Consider the following 14,290-nt stretch of genomic DNA (forward strand, 5'->3'; position numbering starts at 1 on the left):
CCAACGCTAGACTCATGTCTTCTTGGCGTTGGAAACTTCTTTTATATACAAGACTATTTATTTTCGTTTAGTGCAACAGCGATAGCTGCACCAACCTTTGCATTGTTTTTAACAAGAGCGATATTTGCTTCTAAAGATTTTCCTTCTGTTAATTCTTTAACTTTACCTAGTAGGAATGGCGTTACGTCTTTTCCTTTAATGCCCTTTTCTTCAGCTTCAACTAATGCTTTTTCAATAATTCCGTTTATGAAGCTTACTTCTAGTGCATCTTCTACTGGTATTGGATTAGCAATCACAGCTCCACCTTGTAATCCTAAATCCCATTTAGCTCGCATCATATCAGCTACTTCTTTAGCCGAATCTACACGGAAGCTTACTGAGAATTCACTTTCACGTGTATAAAATGCTGGCAACATATCTGTTTCAAATCCCACTACTGGAACCCCTTTTGTTTCTAAGTATTCTAGAGTTAACCCAATATCCAGAATCGATTTTGCCCCTGCACATACAACTGCTACATTCGTTTGAGAAAGCTCCTCTAAGTCCGCAGATATATCCATTGTTTCTTCGGCACCTCTATGCACTCCACCAATACCGCCAGTTACAAATAGTTCGATTCCAGCAAGCTCAGCCGCAATCATAGTTGCTGCTACAGTTGTAGCTCCAAGTTTTTTTGTAGCTACTAAATAACCAAGGTCCCGGCGAGAAGTTTTGGCTACATTGTCTGCATTACCGAACATTTCAAGCTCTTCATCCGTTAAACCGATTTTAATTTTGCCATCGATAATTGCAATAGTTGCTGGTACGGCACCATTGTCACGAATAATTTGTTCCACTTCTCTAGCTGTTTGTACATTTTGTGGGTAAGGCATCCCGTGTGAGATTATTGTAGACTCTAACGCTACAATCGGTAGCCCCTTTTCCTTTGCTTCTAGCACTTCATGTGAATAAGATAAGTATTTTTCCATGTTAGTTGTTCCTCCAATAGTTTAATTCATCTGTTGTAATATTTTGTCTAACTGTTTTATCTGACTGTAAGGTTTTCGTTGCATTCAAGTGACCAAATTTCACGGCGCTCATAAAGGATTCGTCATTTAAAATACCATGTATAAATCCACCAACAAAAGCATCTCCAGCACCTGTTACATCAATAATGTCCTTTACCTTTTCCGCTTTCAAATAAAAGACACCTTCCATGTTGCCAACCATAGCTCCTTGGTCGCCCAAGGTTAAAATAACATTGCTTGCCCCTTTTTCTAAGAGCATTTTGACAGCATTTGAATAATCGTGGTCGTTCAGAATTCGAATATTGAGATACGCCTCAGCTTCGTCTTGATTACAAATAAAATAAGTTACTCCGATTAAATCATCTGGCATATTTTTAATTTTAGGTGCTGATACAGGAATAATTGCAAAAGGAATATTTCTTACGCTTACAAGGCTTTGTAGATATTGTACAGTTTCTTTTGGACAGTTTAGGTCGACAATAATACATTTCGCATTACTTAAAATTGCTTCGTGTTTTTTTAAGATTGATGGCTGCAAGGAATCATAGATTGTCATATCTGCCATTGCCAGTATTAATTCGCCATTTTGATCCAATACTGCACTATACGAGCCTGTCTTTACATTCGGTAATATCTCGGCATAGTCAAGATTTATATAGCCCTGACTTTCTTTGTCGATATATTTAGCACCCTGATCCTGACCCATTAAGGTAATTAGCTTTACTTCATTTCCAAAGCGCCCTAAATTTTCAGCTATATTTCTTGCAACTCCACCTACACTTTCAGTAACCCTTGAGGGATTAGAGGTTCCATATTGTACATGTCCATCAATATAGAACTTTCGGTCAACATTGGCTCCTCCGATAGCAAAAATAGCATTTCTTTCAGGCAACACATAGGCACGACCGACGATCTTCCCTTTTTTAATAAGGCCAGAAATTATATTAGCAAGAGTTGGGCGTGACATATTTAGTGCCTCAGCCATTTCCTGTTGGGATAAAAAAGGATTGTTCTTGATAGCTTGGAGAACTAGCTGCTCTTTTTCATTCAATCCACATTCCACCTCGATTAATAAACATTTGTTTCAAATTATAAACTTTTGTTCGCGCTTAGTCAAAGGAAAATAATTTAATTAGAAAATTGGGCTAGGGACTAAGCCTTTTAGCAATTATCCTTTAGTTAGTTGCACTTATGTGGATAGGAAAAATTTTCTTTCTTATTCATCAAAAAAACCCGAAAGCATAATGGCTTCCGAGTTTTCGTTTAAATTAATTTAGTTCAGGAACTTTACTACCGTCTTCTTGTACTAATTGTTGAATAAGTACTTCAACACGGCGATTTTGTGCTCGACCACCTGCAGTTTCGTTTGATGCTATCGGGTTAAACTCACCGTAGCCCTTCGCACTGAAATATTTTGGATCTAGCGCGGGATTACTATCAATAATCAACTTCATCAGGTTAACCGCACGCATTACGGATAATTCCCAGTTTGAGCTAAACTCAGCTGTGTTTTGTGGAACGTTATCTGTATGTCCGGTAACAACAATATGTCTTGCAGGGTCTAATTGTAGAATTGTTGATAATTCATCAGCAATTGTCACATAATCTTGCTTTACATCAGCTTTACCCGGATCAAATAAAATACTATCTCGGATTGTTATTAATAACCCTGCATCGGTCATTTTAGTAGCGAATGTACTCTCTAATTCATTAACTGCGATAAAATTATCTAATTGCTCTTGAATTTCCTGTAGCTCTCTTTGATCTTGAAGGTATGCGGCCTCCTCTGCAGATATTCCATCTACAACGGTATCAGGTTTTTCTACCACAGAGGTATGATCCATAATGCCAGAACCACCATCTAAAATCTCATTAAAAACATTGGACATCTTATTGAGCTTCTCTTGGTCAATCGAACTTGAAGCAAAGAGTACTATAAACAGAGCTAAGAGCAGGGTCATTAAGTCCGAATAAGGTAAAAGCCATGATTCATCAACATGCTCATCATGCTTTTTCTTTTTAGCTTTCTTTGCCATTATCACCCGCCCCGCTTTCGTCTGTGATTTTACGGCGTTCCTCCGTCGGTAAGTAAGATGCTAGTTTTTGTTCTATAACTCGAGGTGCTTCACCTTCTAATACAGATAAAATCCCTTCGATCATTAATGTTTTTTGTTTTACTTCAACTGCAGATTTACGTTTTAACTTATTGGCAAATGGATTCCATAGTACATACCCAGTAAAGATACCAAGTAATGTGGCAACGAATGCACCTGTAATGGCATGTCCTAATTTATCGATATCGTTCATATCCCCTAACGCAGCCATTAAACCTACAACGGCACCAAGAACCCCTAATGTAGGAGCATAAGTACCTGCTTGTGAGAAAATCTGTGCGCCACTTGCATGTCTTTCTTCAAGTGCTTCTACTTCTTCTGTCAGTACATCGCGAATATAATCAGCATTTTGACCGTCGATTGCTAATGTTAACCCATTTTTTAAAAATGGATCTTCCACTTCACTCGCTTTACTTTCTAGCGCTAACAAACCTTCACGGCGAGCTAAATCTGCCCAACTTGAAAACATTTTTATGATTTCAACTTCACTTGTAAGCTTTTGTTCTTTAAAAAGGATTTTAAATAGCTTCGGTACTCTTTTTAACTCACTCATTGGAAATGCAACTGAAACTGAAGCTATTGTCCCTACAATAATAATTAAAAAGGCAGCAGGGTTAATTAAAACACTTAAGCTTGCACCTTTTACAACCATTCCGACAAATACAGCAATAATTCCGAGTATGACTCCGACTAACGTTGATATATCCATATATGTTCCTCCAAATCTTCTACTATTCTTTTTTTCGACAAAAAATCTATTTTTTTTACAGTCATATGACAGAATGATTAAAACAAGTTAAAAATATTTCAAAATATCTACAAACTTTTTGCTAGCTTTAATCACAATGATGTTTTTATTAGGTAGCATTTAATATCATTTCTATATATTATGAAGTCTTCTCAGTATTTTTTTGAATAGGTTATTCCTTCATAAACCTTCATGAAATTGCCAACATATTTTTTCGTACAACGATACAATTCATAAAAGATATATAGTATAATAAGTTTCAAGACACAAGTGTTAATTAAGAAGGGAGTCTTTCAACATGGGTATGTTTATTTCAACTGTAACTGGCTTTTTCGTTGTGTTAATGATCGCTATGGCAATGTTCATTCACTATTTACGCGTTGGATTAGATTCTAAATCTTCAGTAAGAATTGATTCAAAACCAACTGAAAAATTCTAAAATATTAAGTCAGTAAAACTCTCAAATGAGTTTTGCTGACTTTTTTCGTATATAATATATTTTGTATGAATGATGAATAGGAGTTGTAGAATAATGGGATCTTCTTTAAATGAAATTCTTAGCTTTAATGATTCTTTTGTTAAATTTAAACAGTACGAGCCTTACATCACATCCAAATACCCTGACAAAAAGTCAGTTATTTTAACTTGTATGGATACTCGTCTAGTTGAATTGCTTCCAAAAGCCATGAACATGAGAAATGGTGATGTGAAAATTGTAAAAAGCGCAGGAGCACAGGTCAGCCATCCTTTCGGAGCGATTATGCGTAGCTTGTTAGTTGCTGTATATGCATTAAAAGCTGATGAAGTTTATGTAATTGGCCATCATGATTGTGGCATGAGTGCTATTGACCCAGAGGTAATGCTCTCTAGTATGCTTGAACGTGGTATCAGTGAAGATATCATTAATACTGTAAAATATTCTGGTATCGATTTGGATGAATGGCTTCGTGGCTTTGGTGATGTATCGACAAGTGTTATTAAGAGTGTCGATATTATTCGCAATCATCCTCTAATGCCAAAAATGACACCTGTCCACGGACTTGTCATTGACCCCAACACAGGTAAATTGGATTTACTAGAAGATGGCAATGCCTATTTAGCAGAAAAAGGCGTGCAAGCTGAAGTTTAAAATCTTAAAATATAAAGAGGGCTATCCTACATAAATACATTAGCTGCAAGCCAATTGCATTTTTAGGATAGCCCCATTCTATTTTCTAAAATCATCTTGAAGTAAAGAGTATAGATAATGATCTTCCCAGCTTCCATTGATGTACAAAAGCTCCCTTAATAGACCTTCTCGTACAAAGTGGGCTTTTTCCAGTACTTTGATGGATCCCTCGTTCTTAGGTGATACATAGGCTTCGATTCGATGCAATTTCACATGTCGAAATGCAAACTTAATCACTTCATTTACCGCCTCAGTCGCAATACCCTTTCTTGTGTATCGTTCATCGATCGAATAACCGATAAAGGCACTGTTGTATGGAAGCCTTTTAATAGCATACAAGGAAATATGTCCAATCAATACATTGCTTCCTTTAGGATAGATTCCAAAAGAAAATTCACGATTTGCACGTAATAAATGGATACTTTCTAATATTTTTTTAAATTGTGCCTCTTCCGTGTAGAATTCTTCTTCATGAAGCGGCTCATGAACGGACCAAAAAAATTTATTTCTCCTCATGAGCTCAGCCAAGCTTTTAGCATCCGACTCCACAAAGGTCCGTAATAATAAGCGATCCCCCTCAATCTTTACCAACTTATCACCCTTTTTATGTAATAAATTAAAAAACTTTTTCACCATGACAAAAGTACCCTCAAGCCTTTCTTGAAGTATCTTACAGTTAATCACGCTTCCATTATTTTGCACATCATCTATTTCTTTAATTCAAGCTGTTTTTGTTAAATCCTTCTTTTAAATTTAATAAAAGGGAATTGTTAGTCCTCTTTGTTCCGCTATTGCCTTTACGCGACTAATTGTTTCCTTTAATACATTTATGCGAGCATATTGCTTATTATTTCCTGAAATTAAAACCCATGGCGCATTTATGTTATCCGTTTTTTCGAACATTTCGTTTGCACAAGCTACATACTCATCAAACTTTTCCCGATTACGCCAGTCTTCATCTGTTAGCTTCCATGCTTTCATCGGATTGGTTTGACGTTCTTTGAAACGGGCTAATTGTTGATCTTTATCGATATGAATCCAAAACTTTAAGACAATGTATTGATCATCAGTTAACGTCTTTTCAAAATGAATAATTTCATCATAGGCCCTTTCCCATTCCTCGTTATTTGCAAACCCCTCAATTCTTTCTACTAAGACTCTGCCGTACCATGAACGATCGAATATTCCGATTTGGCCATATTGAGGTAATTTACGCCAAAATCGATGTAAGTAGTGGTATCTTTTTTCATGAGGCTTTGGTGCCGAAATGGGATGTACTAGAACCCCGCGCGGATCAAGATTTTGTGTTAGTCTTTTAATAGCTCCACCTTTGCCGGCAGCATCCATGCCTTCGAAGGCAATTATTAGCCCTATTTTATTATTAAAGAGAAATTGTTGAATATTTAACATTTCATATTGAAGCTTTTCTAATTCCTTTTTGTATTCTTTTTTACCGATAGCTAATTCTAAGTCTAGCGCTTCTAATCTTTTCATGACTAACACTCCTAATCGTCTTATTTAAATATTTTATAATAAGTTATGTTATTGGAAAATGTTGTTCAAAGCTTTGTTAATGTATATAATTTTATAGAAGGGAGCGGAATGAATGAGTCGCCTAATATTATTATTTACTTCGGTCATTGTAGCCACACTCTTTACAATCAATGCATTTTGGCTACAATTAAACGGGCATTCAACTATTGAAATCATAAATCGTTTGCCGTTATTATTTGCACCCGCAAATTATGTTTACTACATATGGATTATTATTTTCATATTTCTTTTCCTTTGGATTTATAACTATATCAAGTTACAACGGACTGATCTCTTTATAACGAAATTACAAACGATATTGTTCATTGTCATAGTGTTTATTCATATTGGCTCTCTTTGGAGCTGGCATAGTGAATACTTTGTTTTATCAACTGTGATTTTACTGATACAGGTTATTATGTTATTCGGACTTTATTTTTCGTATCCATTGAAAAAAGAATGGTTTACATTAAGAATACCCATTTCCATTTACTTTAGTTGGTCAACCTTCTTATTGATTTTACATTGTTGCTACCTTTTAGTGGACTATCAATGGTCTGGCTTTGGAATTAGCAATGCACTTTGGGCGGTTATCGTGATGACTGTTGGAACGGCTATTGCACTCCATTTAAGATATCATCACTTTGACGTCGCCTACCCAATCGTTTTTGTATGGTGCTATATAGGAATTGCCGTACAAAATGGATTTGATGAGCTATTAGTAACAACAGCAGCATTATTCTTGGCTGGTGTGATGATAGTAGGTGTTTTCCTAATTAAAAAGAATCCTGAACACTTGAAATAGCTTCAAGTGCCAGGATTCTTTTTTTAGTCTTCAATTTGTGTAAGAAGAATTGGTTTGTCTTTTGTTACAACAATTGTATGTTCAATTTGCGCAACAAGTGATTGATCTGGAGTAATAAATGTCCAACCGTCTCCAGCTTCTACAATATGCTCTGCTTTTGCTGAAATGAACGGCTCTACTGCCAATACCATTCCCTCTTTCAAAATTGTTGTATCCCAAGCATCAAAATAGTTTAAAACATGGTCTGGTTTTTCGTGTAGAGCACGCCCAACGCCATGTCCAGTCAGGTTCATAATTACCGTTAACCCATTGTCTTTTGCTTCGCGTTCAACTGCTTTACCAATTTGGTTTAGCTTCGAACCAGCTTTAACCTTTGTCATAGCACGGTCAAATGCTGACTTTGCAACATTACAAAGTTTTTCTTTTTCAGGATATCCATCACCGACAACAAAAGAAATTCCTGTATCAGCAAAGTATCCATCCAATGAGCCCGATACATCAATATTAACAATGTCGCCTTCATTAATCACTCGAGAGCCTGGAATCCCGTGGGCTACTTCGTGGTTTACACTGATACAAGTATAGCCTGGGAAGTCATATTCCCCTTTTGGCCCCGAAATTGCACCCGCTTCTTCAAACATATGGCCACCGATTTCGTCTAATTCCTTTGTAGTAATACCAGGTTTTGTCGCAGCTCTCATAGCATCGCGGATTTCAGCACAGATGCGCCCAATCTTTTTTAATGCTTCTAGCTCTTCTTTAGTTTGTACTATCATTTGAAATGTTCCTTCTTCCTATTTACATATCTCTATATAATATACCACAATCCTAACAATTTATTGGGCATGTAAACTTGGTGAAGGGGGCTTTTTTAATAACAAAGAATTTGATGAAATGTGAATTGAGTGACACGTGCGAAGTTTGTGGGATGAATAAGTAGCTCTAGGGAACTAGGGATTAGGAATGCATTTTAATATGCGTATGAAACGTGTTTTGTGCTTATAATTCTTCGTAATGCGTTTCATTCTCTTTATGAAATGCACCACTCTCTCATTTTCACTTCACGATGCAGTTCAGCCATCTAATCCAATTAAAAAAGACGACCAAAAAAACTCGCTGGTCGTCTTTGTACTTTATTTCGTTTGTAATAGTCGTGGTGCTGCTGTGAAGATGAGTATACCTACTATTGCAGTAAGGATGATTGCTGGGATCATGTATGTGCCGTTGTAGATTAGTGTGTAAAGCCATACATTTTGGTCGCCTGCGTACTCGCTGAAGAAGACTGCACCAGCAAGAGCATGAGCTGCGTAACGTAATAAGCCACCCGCTACTATTCCTAATGTAATATACCAAGCTATACTTTTCTTATTGATATCCTTGGCTGCTTGTAAAATTTGTTTACGGAATACACCAGCTAATCCGACAACTGTGAATGCTACTAAGTAATCTAGTAGCCCTTGTACCCAGTGTACAATAAACGGGAAGAACGTCATTTGTAATAACCCAATTATTAGACCGGTTGTCATTCCGGCTAATAATCCCCACCGTATAGCCATAATCAGAATCGGTAGCATTACAAAGCTTATGGAACCACCTTGTGGCCATAATCTAAAGGAAATTTGGTCTAATACTAGACCGATGCCCGCAAATATTGCAATCTCAACGAGCATTAATAGTTTTTTATTGTTCATAACAAGTCTCCTCTCTTCTTATCCAATGTGGAACCTAAGAGAAGGATAGAAATCGTAAAATACAAAGGTTTGATTTCTCCAAAATAAAAATGGCATCAGGACAGAGCCTAAACGCCATTTGGAGTCGGTTTCTATCCACATCCCTACGCAAGTACTAACTTACAGGTTCATAGAGTTAGTGCAATAAGTGCACAATCTCAGCTGACTTCATCAGCTCCCCTTGTGGTAAATAAATTTTGTTTAATTGTTAGAACATTACTAATTGTATCAAACTATATGTTTTTTTCAACTAGAATATGAATACGAATCCCTTTTGTTGTCAATCACTTCCATATATAATTTTTTTGAGGTGAAATATGGAAAATAATAAAATGATATCGGCACTGTGTTATGTTAGCCTATTGTTCGCTCCTTTTTTGCTGCCAATTATCGTTTACTTCGTCATTAAGGATAAAAGGGTAAAGTATCATGCAAAGCGTGCATTGCTGTCACATTCCATTCCTACTGTCCTTTCGCTACTTTTAGTGTTTTTTGGATTTATAGGTGTATTCTCTATGGATTACGATAATATGAATGGATTCATTGTGAAAATGTTTGTTTTGATGGGGATTTACTTTGCCATCACTATTGGCGTTATCATATGGAATTTAGTTCAGGCCTATCGAGTTTTCAGAGTAGGTTTCTAAAGTCACTTCTAAGGGTATTATTAATATAAAGATGAAGGAGTGCATTTCTATGAAATTGGGAAAAACCATTAAAACAATTATGAAGGTAGCACCGATTGTCTATCCAATCGTTAAAAAAGCGATGGATAAGAAAAAAGCATCTAGGACTGGCTATAGAATAAACGGCAGAGACTATTAAGGTCTCCGCCGTTTTTTTACTTAAGTAGGAAGGAAGTTTTACTATAGCCTTCTTTTAATTTTTCCACCTGTAAAATTGCAGGCATTGCTGCTTTCAATTCGGATACGTGAGAGATTACACCAATTATTCTCCCAGATTTCTGAAGATCGATCAGTGTATCAATTGCTTTCATTAGTGATTCTTCATCTAATGAGCCGAACCCTTCATCGATAAACATCGTATCGATTTTCACATTACCCTGGAAGCTTTGAATAACATCAGCCATCCCTAAAGCTAGACATAATGATGCGTTAAATTTCTCCCCACCAGATAATGATTTCACATCACGTGACTGCCCTGTGTAAGTGTCATAGACATCTAGGCTTAAACCGCTTTGGCGACCATGAGATTCCTGTCTATCTGAGCATTGTAAATAGTATTGTCCATTTGATAGATTTTTCAAGCGGATATTGGCAGCCTCTGTAATTTGCTCTAAATACCCCATTTGTACATAGCGTTCAAAGGAGATTTTCTTACTATTTTGACCGCGTAATAGGTTGTGTAAATCAATAATTTGACTTGAAATCTCCTCAAGCTGATAGATTTTATCTGCTACGTGGTCTAGCTTCTCAGAGAAATCAATGGCATGACCTTCATATTGTACCGAGCGATTCAGTATATGAAGTGCATTTTCGTATTCTAACTTTAGCGCATTTAATGCCTCTTCAATAAGTGTTAAATCTACTTTTTCTTTTCCTTCTAATTCTTCACTATCTTGTTGTACTTGCGTTGTAATTGTATGAAGAGCCTTAGAAAACTCCATATATTGATTTTGCAGATGATTGACTTGGAAATCATCGCGAATAGATGACTCAAAATGCTTGTAGTTTTCAAAGCCTGCATCTACCAACGATTGCTTAAACTCATCTTTTGCACGAACTAGCTTTGCTTCTAGGTCAGTAATTTGCTGTGTTGTTTGTTTTACCACCTCTTCTGTTGTTGCAACATACTTCTCAACTTCATGTAAATGCTTTTGTACTCTTTCCCATTGAGTAAATAGAGTCTGCTTATGGAGCTGTGCATCAGCAATTGCCTTTTGTAATTGTGAAATATGCTGTAATTCACTCGGAATTTCCTTTTGTTGTTCTGTTAAAACTGTACTTTCCTTTAAAAGCTGTTCTTTCGTTTGATAATGGTTAGCCTCAAGCTGCTTTTGTCTTCCTTCTAATTGCTCCACCACTGATTTCAATTGTTTAAGATTTTTTTTATAGGAAACTAGCTTTGCTTCATCATTTTTTAATTGCTCAATTTTTAAATTCAGCTCATTAAATTGGTGTATAATTTGCTGTTCTTTCTCAATAGGTGCATTTAATCTTTCAAGCTCTTGTTCACACTGTGTGACTTGCGCTATTTGGCTATTCATTTTCGCTTCAGCTCTATATTTCGTTTGCTCAACCTCTGCTAAATTTGCCTTTAGCTTTTTAATAGTTGTTTCATCAACCATTTCTGTATGCTGACTACTAATCTGCCCGTGCTCAATACTTCCACAAACCGGACAAGGCGAGCCTGGAACTAAACTAGCTGCTAGTCGCGATGCCTGATTCGTTAGCCATTTTCCTTCTTCTACCTCGTAAATCTGTTTTGCAGACTGATATTCCTTCTCCACAGTATTTACATTCAGCTGTAAGCCCTGTAATTCGTGCTTTAACTGATTAAAATTTGAGAAAAGATTAATCACTTGTTTTAAGTAGCTTTGTTGTTCTAATAGCTCATTATAATTTTCTGTCTTTTCTTCAAGTTGTTCGATTAGTTGATTAAGCTGAACAACTTTTTCCTTTTCCACATTCAGCTGCTGCTCGATCGTAACTAAAGAATTTCGTGCTTCCTTTTCAGACACCTGCAAGGATTGAACTCTTTTACTTAATACTTCGATTTGTTCATAACGAGGTAATAATTTTTGAAGATTATTTAAGTGTTCGGAAGCACTTTCACGTTCTTGTTCTTTCGTATACTCTTCCTCAAATGTTTTATTGGCCTTTTCCAAATCTTTTTTAGCCTGCTCTAATTTTTCCGTAACATTTGCTAATTGGTTTTGCTTTTCTACCTTTTCTTTGTGTAAAGCATGGCACTGTTGATTTAAAGGCTGAATTTTACTTGCTCGTATGGCAGCTTCATACTCATTTTTCATCTGTTCGTAAGTAGGTTTTTGCTGTTCTAGCTCTTGAAGCTTTTGTTTTCTATTTTCGAAGTTATCAATTCGGTCATTGATAGCTTTATCTTGCACAAATCTGTTATGTTGATCATCATGCTTCTTTTTTGCTTCTTCATAGAGCTTTTTGTCTTCTTTTATTTTTACTTTATAGTACTTAACTTCTTCATCAAGTGCCTCTTGAATTTGATAGACATTTGACTCTTGTGCAAGAACAGCAAACAATAGAGAATCCCGTTTTGGCAGAGCACCCTCGATTTGAGAAATATAGCTATTTTTTAACGTACGTGCTCGATCTAATTCTGTCTCTGCCTTTCGTTTCTTCTCGTCCAGTTTTTGAGTCATTTCACCATAGCGATTTGTTTTAAAAATTTTGCGTAAAATCTCTTCTTTATTATCAGATTGAGAGGTTAATAGCTTACGAAATTCCCCTTGTGGGAGCATGACGATTTGATTGAATTGGTCATAGGATAACCCAATCAGCTCTTCAATTTTCTGGTTAATATCTGTTACTCTTTGTCTTTCAACGGATGGCAATTCCTGTCCGTCCTCTTGAATTTCAAACAGCTCGTACTTTTCTCCTGTAGCTGTTTTTCGACCTTCCTTCACATGAGAGAGCTGACGTAAAACCCGGTAGGTCTTTCCATGGATTTCAAACAGTAGTTCAACTGCGGTATGAACTGCATCCTCTGCAAAATCGCTTCGTAGCGTTTTTGTTTCTTTACGGTCTTGTCCACTACCAAAACCATATAAGGCAAAGCAGATGCCATCAAATATTGTTGTTTTTCCTGCTCCTGTTGAACCTGAAATCACAAATAAGCGGTTGTCTTTTAGCTCATTGAAATCAATTACTTCTTCACTTTTATATGGCCCGAAAGCCTTCATCGTTAGTTTAATTGGCTTCATTTCACTACCACCTCTTTCGTTGTTTCACGTTCTTCACTTAGCATTTCTTGTAATACCTCTTCAAACAGCTGCTCGGCAATTTCACTTGGCTCTTGCCCCAAAATTTCCTTATGGAATGCCTTAAATAGGCTAAAATCGTCAAGCTGTTCTCTTCTAACAGCTTCCGTTTCACCTTCAAATGTTTCTCTTGGTAGTGCTTTACGCTCTACATGCATAGCGTTTGGATAGACTGTTCGAATTTGCTCCATAGCCCCTACAACAGGAGTTAAATCAGTCAACCGTACAAAAACATAATCCTCGCTGACAGGAGTTCTCAAAATCTCTTGAATTGAGCCTTCGACAATACGTAACTCTCTTCGCGGATTAAATTTTCGTTTTTCGATAGATACTTGTCCATCCTTGTCTAAATCCACAATTAGATAACCCTTTTCATGGTTTGCTTCAGAAGAGGAATACTTTAAAGGCGAGCCTGAATAACGGATTGTTTCATTTAACACATAATGCGCCTTATGCAAATGTCCAAGAGCAGTGTAATGGAAGGGGTTAAAGTATTCCGCACTTACACATTCCGATCCCCCTATTGCTAAAGGACGCTCCGAGTCACTTGTATTATCGAGTTTCTCACCATATGGCGTTACAAAGGCGTGTCCAACGAAGACATGTCGCTTAGACTTGTCCATTTTTTCTTCAATCTTTTCGATTACCTTTTTCATTGCATCGTCATGTGTATTAATAGAATTGTCCTCATATATACTTTTCACCGTTGATGGCTCAGCAAAGGGAACTAAATGAAAATGCACTTCTCCAAATTCATCATTTAGAATAATAGGTTCTAGATTCGTTATTTCTCCAGCAATGTGCAGCCCTGTTTCTTTCATTAGCTTACTACCAAACTGGAGTCTTGTAGGGCTGTCATGGTTTCCTGCGATACTTAACACGGGTACTTTTCTCTTTAACACAATTTCAGCTAATATCTCGTCCAATAAATCAACAGCTTCTACTGGAGGAAGTGCACGGTCATATAAATCCCCTGCAATAATGACTGCATCTGGTTGTTCTTCATCAATGGCTTGTAAAAATTGCTCCAATACATAGCGTTGGTCGTCCGTCATATATACACCTTGTACAAGCTTCCCTAAATGCCAATCAGCGGTATGAAATAGTTTCATTTACACTCAGTCCTCCATTTGAAATGTTTTTTTCTATTATACCATCTTTCGATAAAAAAAGACTGATTTCTACGAACAAACATTCGTAAAAATCAGT

The 14,290-nt window shown here is 36.6% G+C and carries 15 protein-coding genes and 1 riboswitch; of the genes, 5 read left to right on the top strand and 10 right to left on the bottom strand.

From position 1 onward, the window contains the following. Window positions 1-53: 53 nt before the first annotated feature. The 4 genes from LG296_RS16410 to motA form a co-directional block, all read right to left on the bottom strand. Window positions 54-968 (bottom strand): pseudouridine-5'-phosphate glycosidase, encoded by a 915-nt coding sequence (locus tag LG296_RS16410; RefSeq protein ID WP_107935235.1) that lies wholly within the window; start codon window positions 966-968, stop codon window positions 54-56. A 1-nt stretch (window position 969) separates the two neighbouring features. Further along, complete coding sequence (locus LG296_RS16415) at window positions 970-2,058, bottom strand: carbohydrate kinase (RefSeq protein WP_107935236.1); 1,089 nt, start codon at window positions 2,056-2,058, stop codon at window positions 970-972. A 217-nt stretch (window positions 2,059-2,275) separates the two neighbouring features. After that, window positions 2,276-3,043, bottom strand: a complete 768-nt coding sequence (gene motB, locus LG296_RS16420) for a flagellar motor protein MotB (RefSeq protein ID WP_107935237.1) — start codon at window positions 3,041-3,043, stop codon at window positions 2,276-2,278. Then, window positions 3,027-3,830 (bottom strand): flagellar motor stator protein MotA, encoded by an 804-nt coding sequence (motA, locus tag LG296_RS16425; RefSeq protein ID WP_107935238.1) that lies wholly within the window; start codon window positions 3,828-3,830, stop codon window positions 3,027-3,029. Before motA ends, motB begins: the two co-directional genes overlap by 17 nt. Window positions 3,831-4,167: 337 nt before the next feature. On the opposite strand from motA, the gene LG296_RS16430 reads away from it, so the two are divergent. Further along, window positions 4,168-4,308: a hypothetical protein gene (locus LG296_RS16430; RefSeq protein WP_181418052.1), complete on the top strand. Its 141-nt coding sequence runs from the start codon at window positions 4,168-4,170 to the stop codon at window positions 4,306-4,308. Between the two features lie 93 nt (window positions 4,309-4,401). After that, a complete protein-coding gene (locus tag LG296_RS16435) occupies window positions 4,402-4,998 on the top strand; it encodes a carbonic anhydrase (RefSeq protein ID WP_107935239.1) in 597 nt (198 codons plus the stop codon). Between the two features lie 78 nt (window positions 4,999-5,076). Here the strand turns inward: LG296_RS16435 and LG296_RS16440 are convergent, their stop codons facing one another. Both LG296_RS16440 and LG296_RS16445 read right to left on the bottom strand, forming a co-directional pair. Beyond that, entirely contained in the window at window positions 5,077-5,673 is a 597-nt protein-coding gene (locus LG296_RS16440; RefSeq protein WP_181418049.1) for a GNAT family N-acetyltransferase, read from the bottom strand. 117 nt (window positions 5,674-5,790) lie between these two features. Beyond that, window positions 5,791-6,531: a polyphosphate kinase 2 family protein gene (locus LG296_RS16445; protein ID WP_107935240.1), complete on the bottom strand. Its 741-nt coding sequence runs from the start codon at window positions 6,529-6,531 to the stop codon at window positions 5,791-5,793. A 112-nt stretch (window positions 6,532-6,643) separates the two neighbouring features. On the opposite strand from LG296_RS16445, the gene LG296_RS16450 reads away from it, so the two are divergent. After that, window positions 6,644-7,375 carry a hypothetical protein gene (locus LG296_RS16450; protein WP_107935241.1) on the top strand — a complete coding sequence of 244 codons (732 nt, stop codon included), beginning with the start codon at window positions 6,644-6,646 and terminating at the stop codon, window positions 7,373-7,375. A gap of 23 nt (window positions 7,376-7,398) precedes the next feature. Here the strand turns inward: LG296_RS16450 and map are convergent, their stop codons facing one another. After that, the gene (map, locus tag LG296_RS16455; protein WP_107935242.1) at window positions 7,399-8,151 is read right to left on the bottom strand and encodes a type I methionyl aminopeptidase; all 753 of its coding nucleotides are present in this window, start codon (window positions 8,149-8,151) and stop codon (window positions 7,399-7,401) included. A 357-nt stretch (window positions 8,152-8,508) separates the two neighbouring features. Continuing rightward, window positions 8,509-9,066, bottom strand: a complete 558-nt coding sequence (gene thiT / locus LG296_RS16460) for an energy-coupled thiamine transporter ThiT (RefSeq protein WP_107935243.1) — start codon at window positions 9,064-9,066, stop codon at window positions 8,509-8,511. Between the two features lie 123 nt (window positions 9,067-9,189). Continuing rightward, window positions 9,190-9,297, bottom strand: a riboswitch (TPP riboswitch). A 125-nt stretch (window positions 9,298-9,422) separates the two neighbouring features. Between thiT and LG296_RS16465 the strand changes: the two genes are divergently transcribed. Next, a complete protein-coding gene (locus LG296_RS16465) occupies window positions 9,423-9,752 on the top strand; it encodes a DUF4870 domain-containing protein (protein WP_107935244.1) in 330 nt (109 codons plus the stop codon). 49 nt (window positions 9,753-9,801) lie between these two features. Then, the gene (locus LG296_RS16470) at window positions 9,802-9,930 is read left to right on the top strand and encodes a hypothetical protein (RefSeq protein ID WP_235867646.1); all 129 of its coding nucleotides are present in this window, start codon (window positions 9,802-9,804) and stop codon (window positions 9,928-9,930) included. A gap of 16 nt (window positions 9,931-9,946) precedes the next feature. On the opposite strand, the gene LG296_RS16475 is transcribed toward LG296_RS16470, so the two are convergent. Together LG296_RS16475 and LG296_RS16480 are read right to left on the bottom strand one after the other, a co-directional pair. Beyond that, window positions 9,947-13,024, bottom strand: coding sequence for an AAA family ATPase (locus LG296_RS16475; RefSeq protein ID WP_107935245.1), 3,078 nt, complete (start codon window positions 13,022-13,024; stop codon window positions 9,947-9,949). Next, window positions 13,021-14,193, bottom strand: a complete 1,173-nt coding sequence (locus tag LG296_RS16480; protein ID WP_107935246.1) for an exonuclease SbcCD subunit D — start codon at window positions 14,191-14,193, stop codon at window positions 13,021-13,023. Before LG296_RS16480 ends, LG296_RS16475 begins: the two co-directional genes overlap by 4 nt. Window positions 14,194-14,290: the final 97 nt, after the last annotated feature.

This window comes from Ureibacillus chungkukjangi (genome assembly GCF_044795995.1).
GTDB lineage: Bacteria > Bacillota > Bacilli > Bacillales_A > Planococcaceae > Ureibacillus > Ureibacillus chungkukjangi.

Bases quoted from the DNA above. Each gene is read 5' to 3' on its own strand.
- LG296_RS16410 (WP_107935235.1), bottom strand. From the start codon at position 968: ATGGAAAAATACTTATCTTATTCACATGAAGTGCTAGAAGCAAAGGAA.
- motB (WP_107935237.1), bottom strand. From the start codon at position 3,043: ATGGCAAAGAAAGCTAAAAAGAAAAAGCATGATGAGCATGTTGATGAA.
- motA (WP_107935238.1), bottom strand. From the start codon at position 3,830: ATGGATATATCAACGTTAGTCGGAGTCATACTCGGAATTATTGCTGTA.
- LG296_RS16430 (WP_181418052.1), top strand. From the start codon at position 4,168: ATGGGTATGTTTATTTCAACTGTAACTGGCTTTTTCGTTGTGTTAATG.
- LG296_RS16435 (WP_107935239.1), top strand. From the start codon at position 4,402: ATGGGATCTTCTTTAAATGAAATTCTTAGCTTTAATGATTCTTTTGTT.
- LG296_RS16440 (WP_181418049.1), bottom strand. From the start codon at position 5,673: ATGGTGAAAAAGTTTTTTAATTTATTACATAAAAAGGGTGATAAGTTG.
- LG296_RS16445 (WP_107935240.1), bottom strand. From the start codon at position 6,531: ATGAAAAGATTAGAAGCGCTAGACTTAGAATTAGCTATCGGTAAAAAA.
- LG296_RS16450 (WP_107935241.1), top strand. From the start codon at position 6,644: ATGAGTCGCCTAATATTATTATTTACTTCGGTCATTGTAGCCACACTC.
- map (WP_107935242.1), bottom strand. From the start codon at position 8,151: ATGATAGTACAAACTAAAGAAGAGCTAGAAGCATTAAAAAAGATTGGG.
- thiT (WP_107935243.1), bottom strand. From the start codon at position 9,066: ATGAACAATAAAAAACTATTAATGCTCGTTGAGATTGCAATATTTGCG.
- LG296_RS16465 (WP_107935244.1), top strand. From the start codon at position 9,423: ATGGAAAATAATAAAATGATATCGGCACTGTGTTATGTTAGCCTATTG.
- LG296_RS16470 (WP_235867646.1), top strand. From the start codon at position 9,802: ATGAAATTGGGAAAAACCATTAAAACAATTATGAAGGTAGCACCGATT.
- LG296_RS16475 (WP_107935245.1), bottom strand. From the start codon at position 13,024: ATGAAGCCAATTAAACTAACGATGAAGGCTTTCGGGCCATATAAAAGT.
- LG296_RS16480 (WP_107935246.1), bottom strand. From the start codon at position 14,193: ATGAAACTATTTCATACCGCTGATTGGCATTTAGGGAAGCTTGTACAA.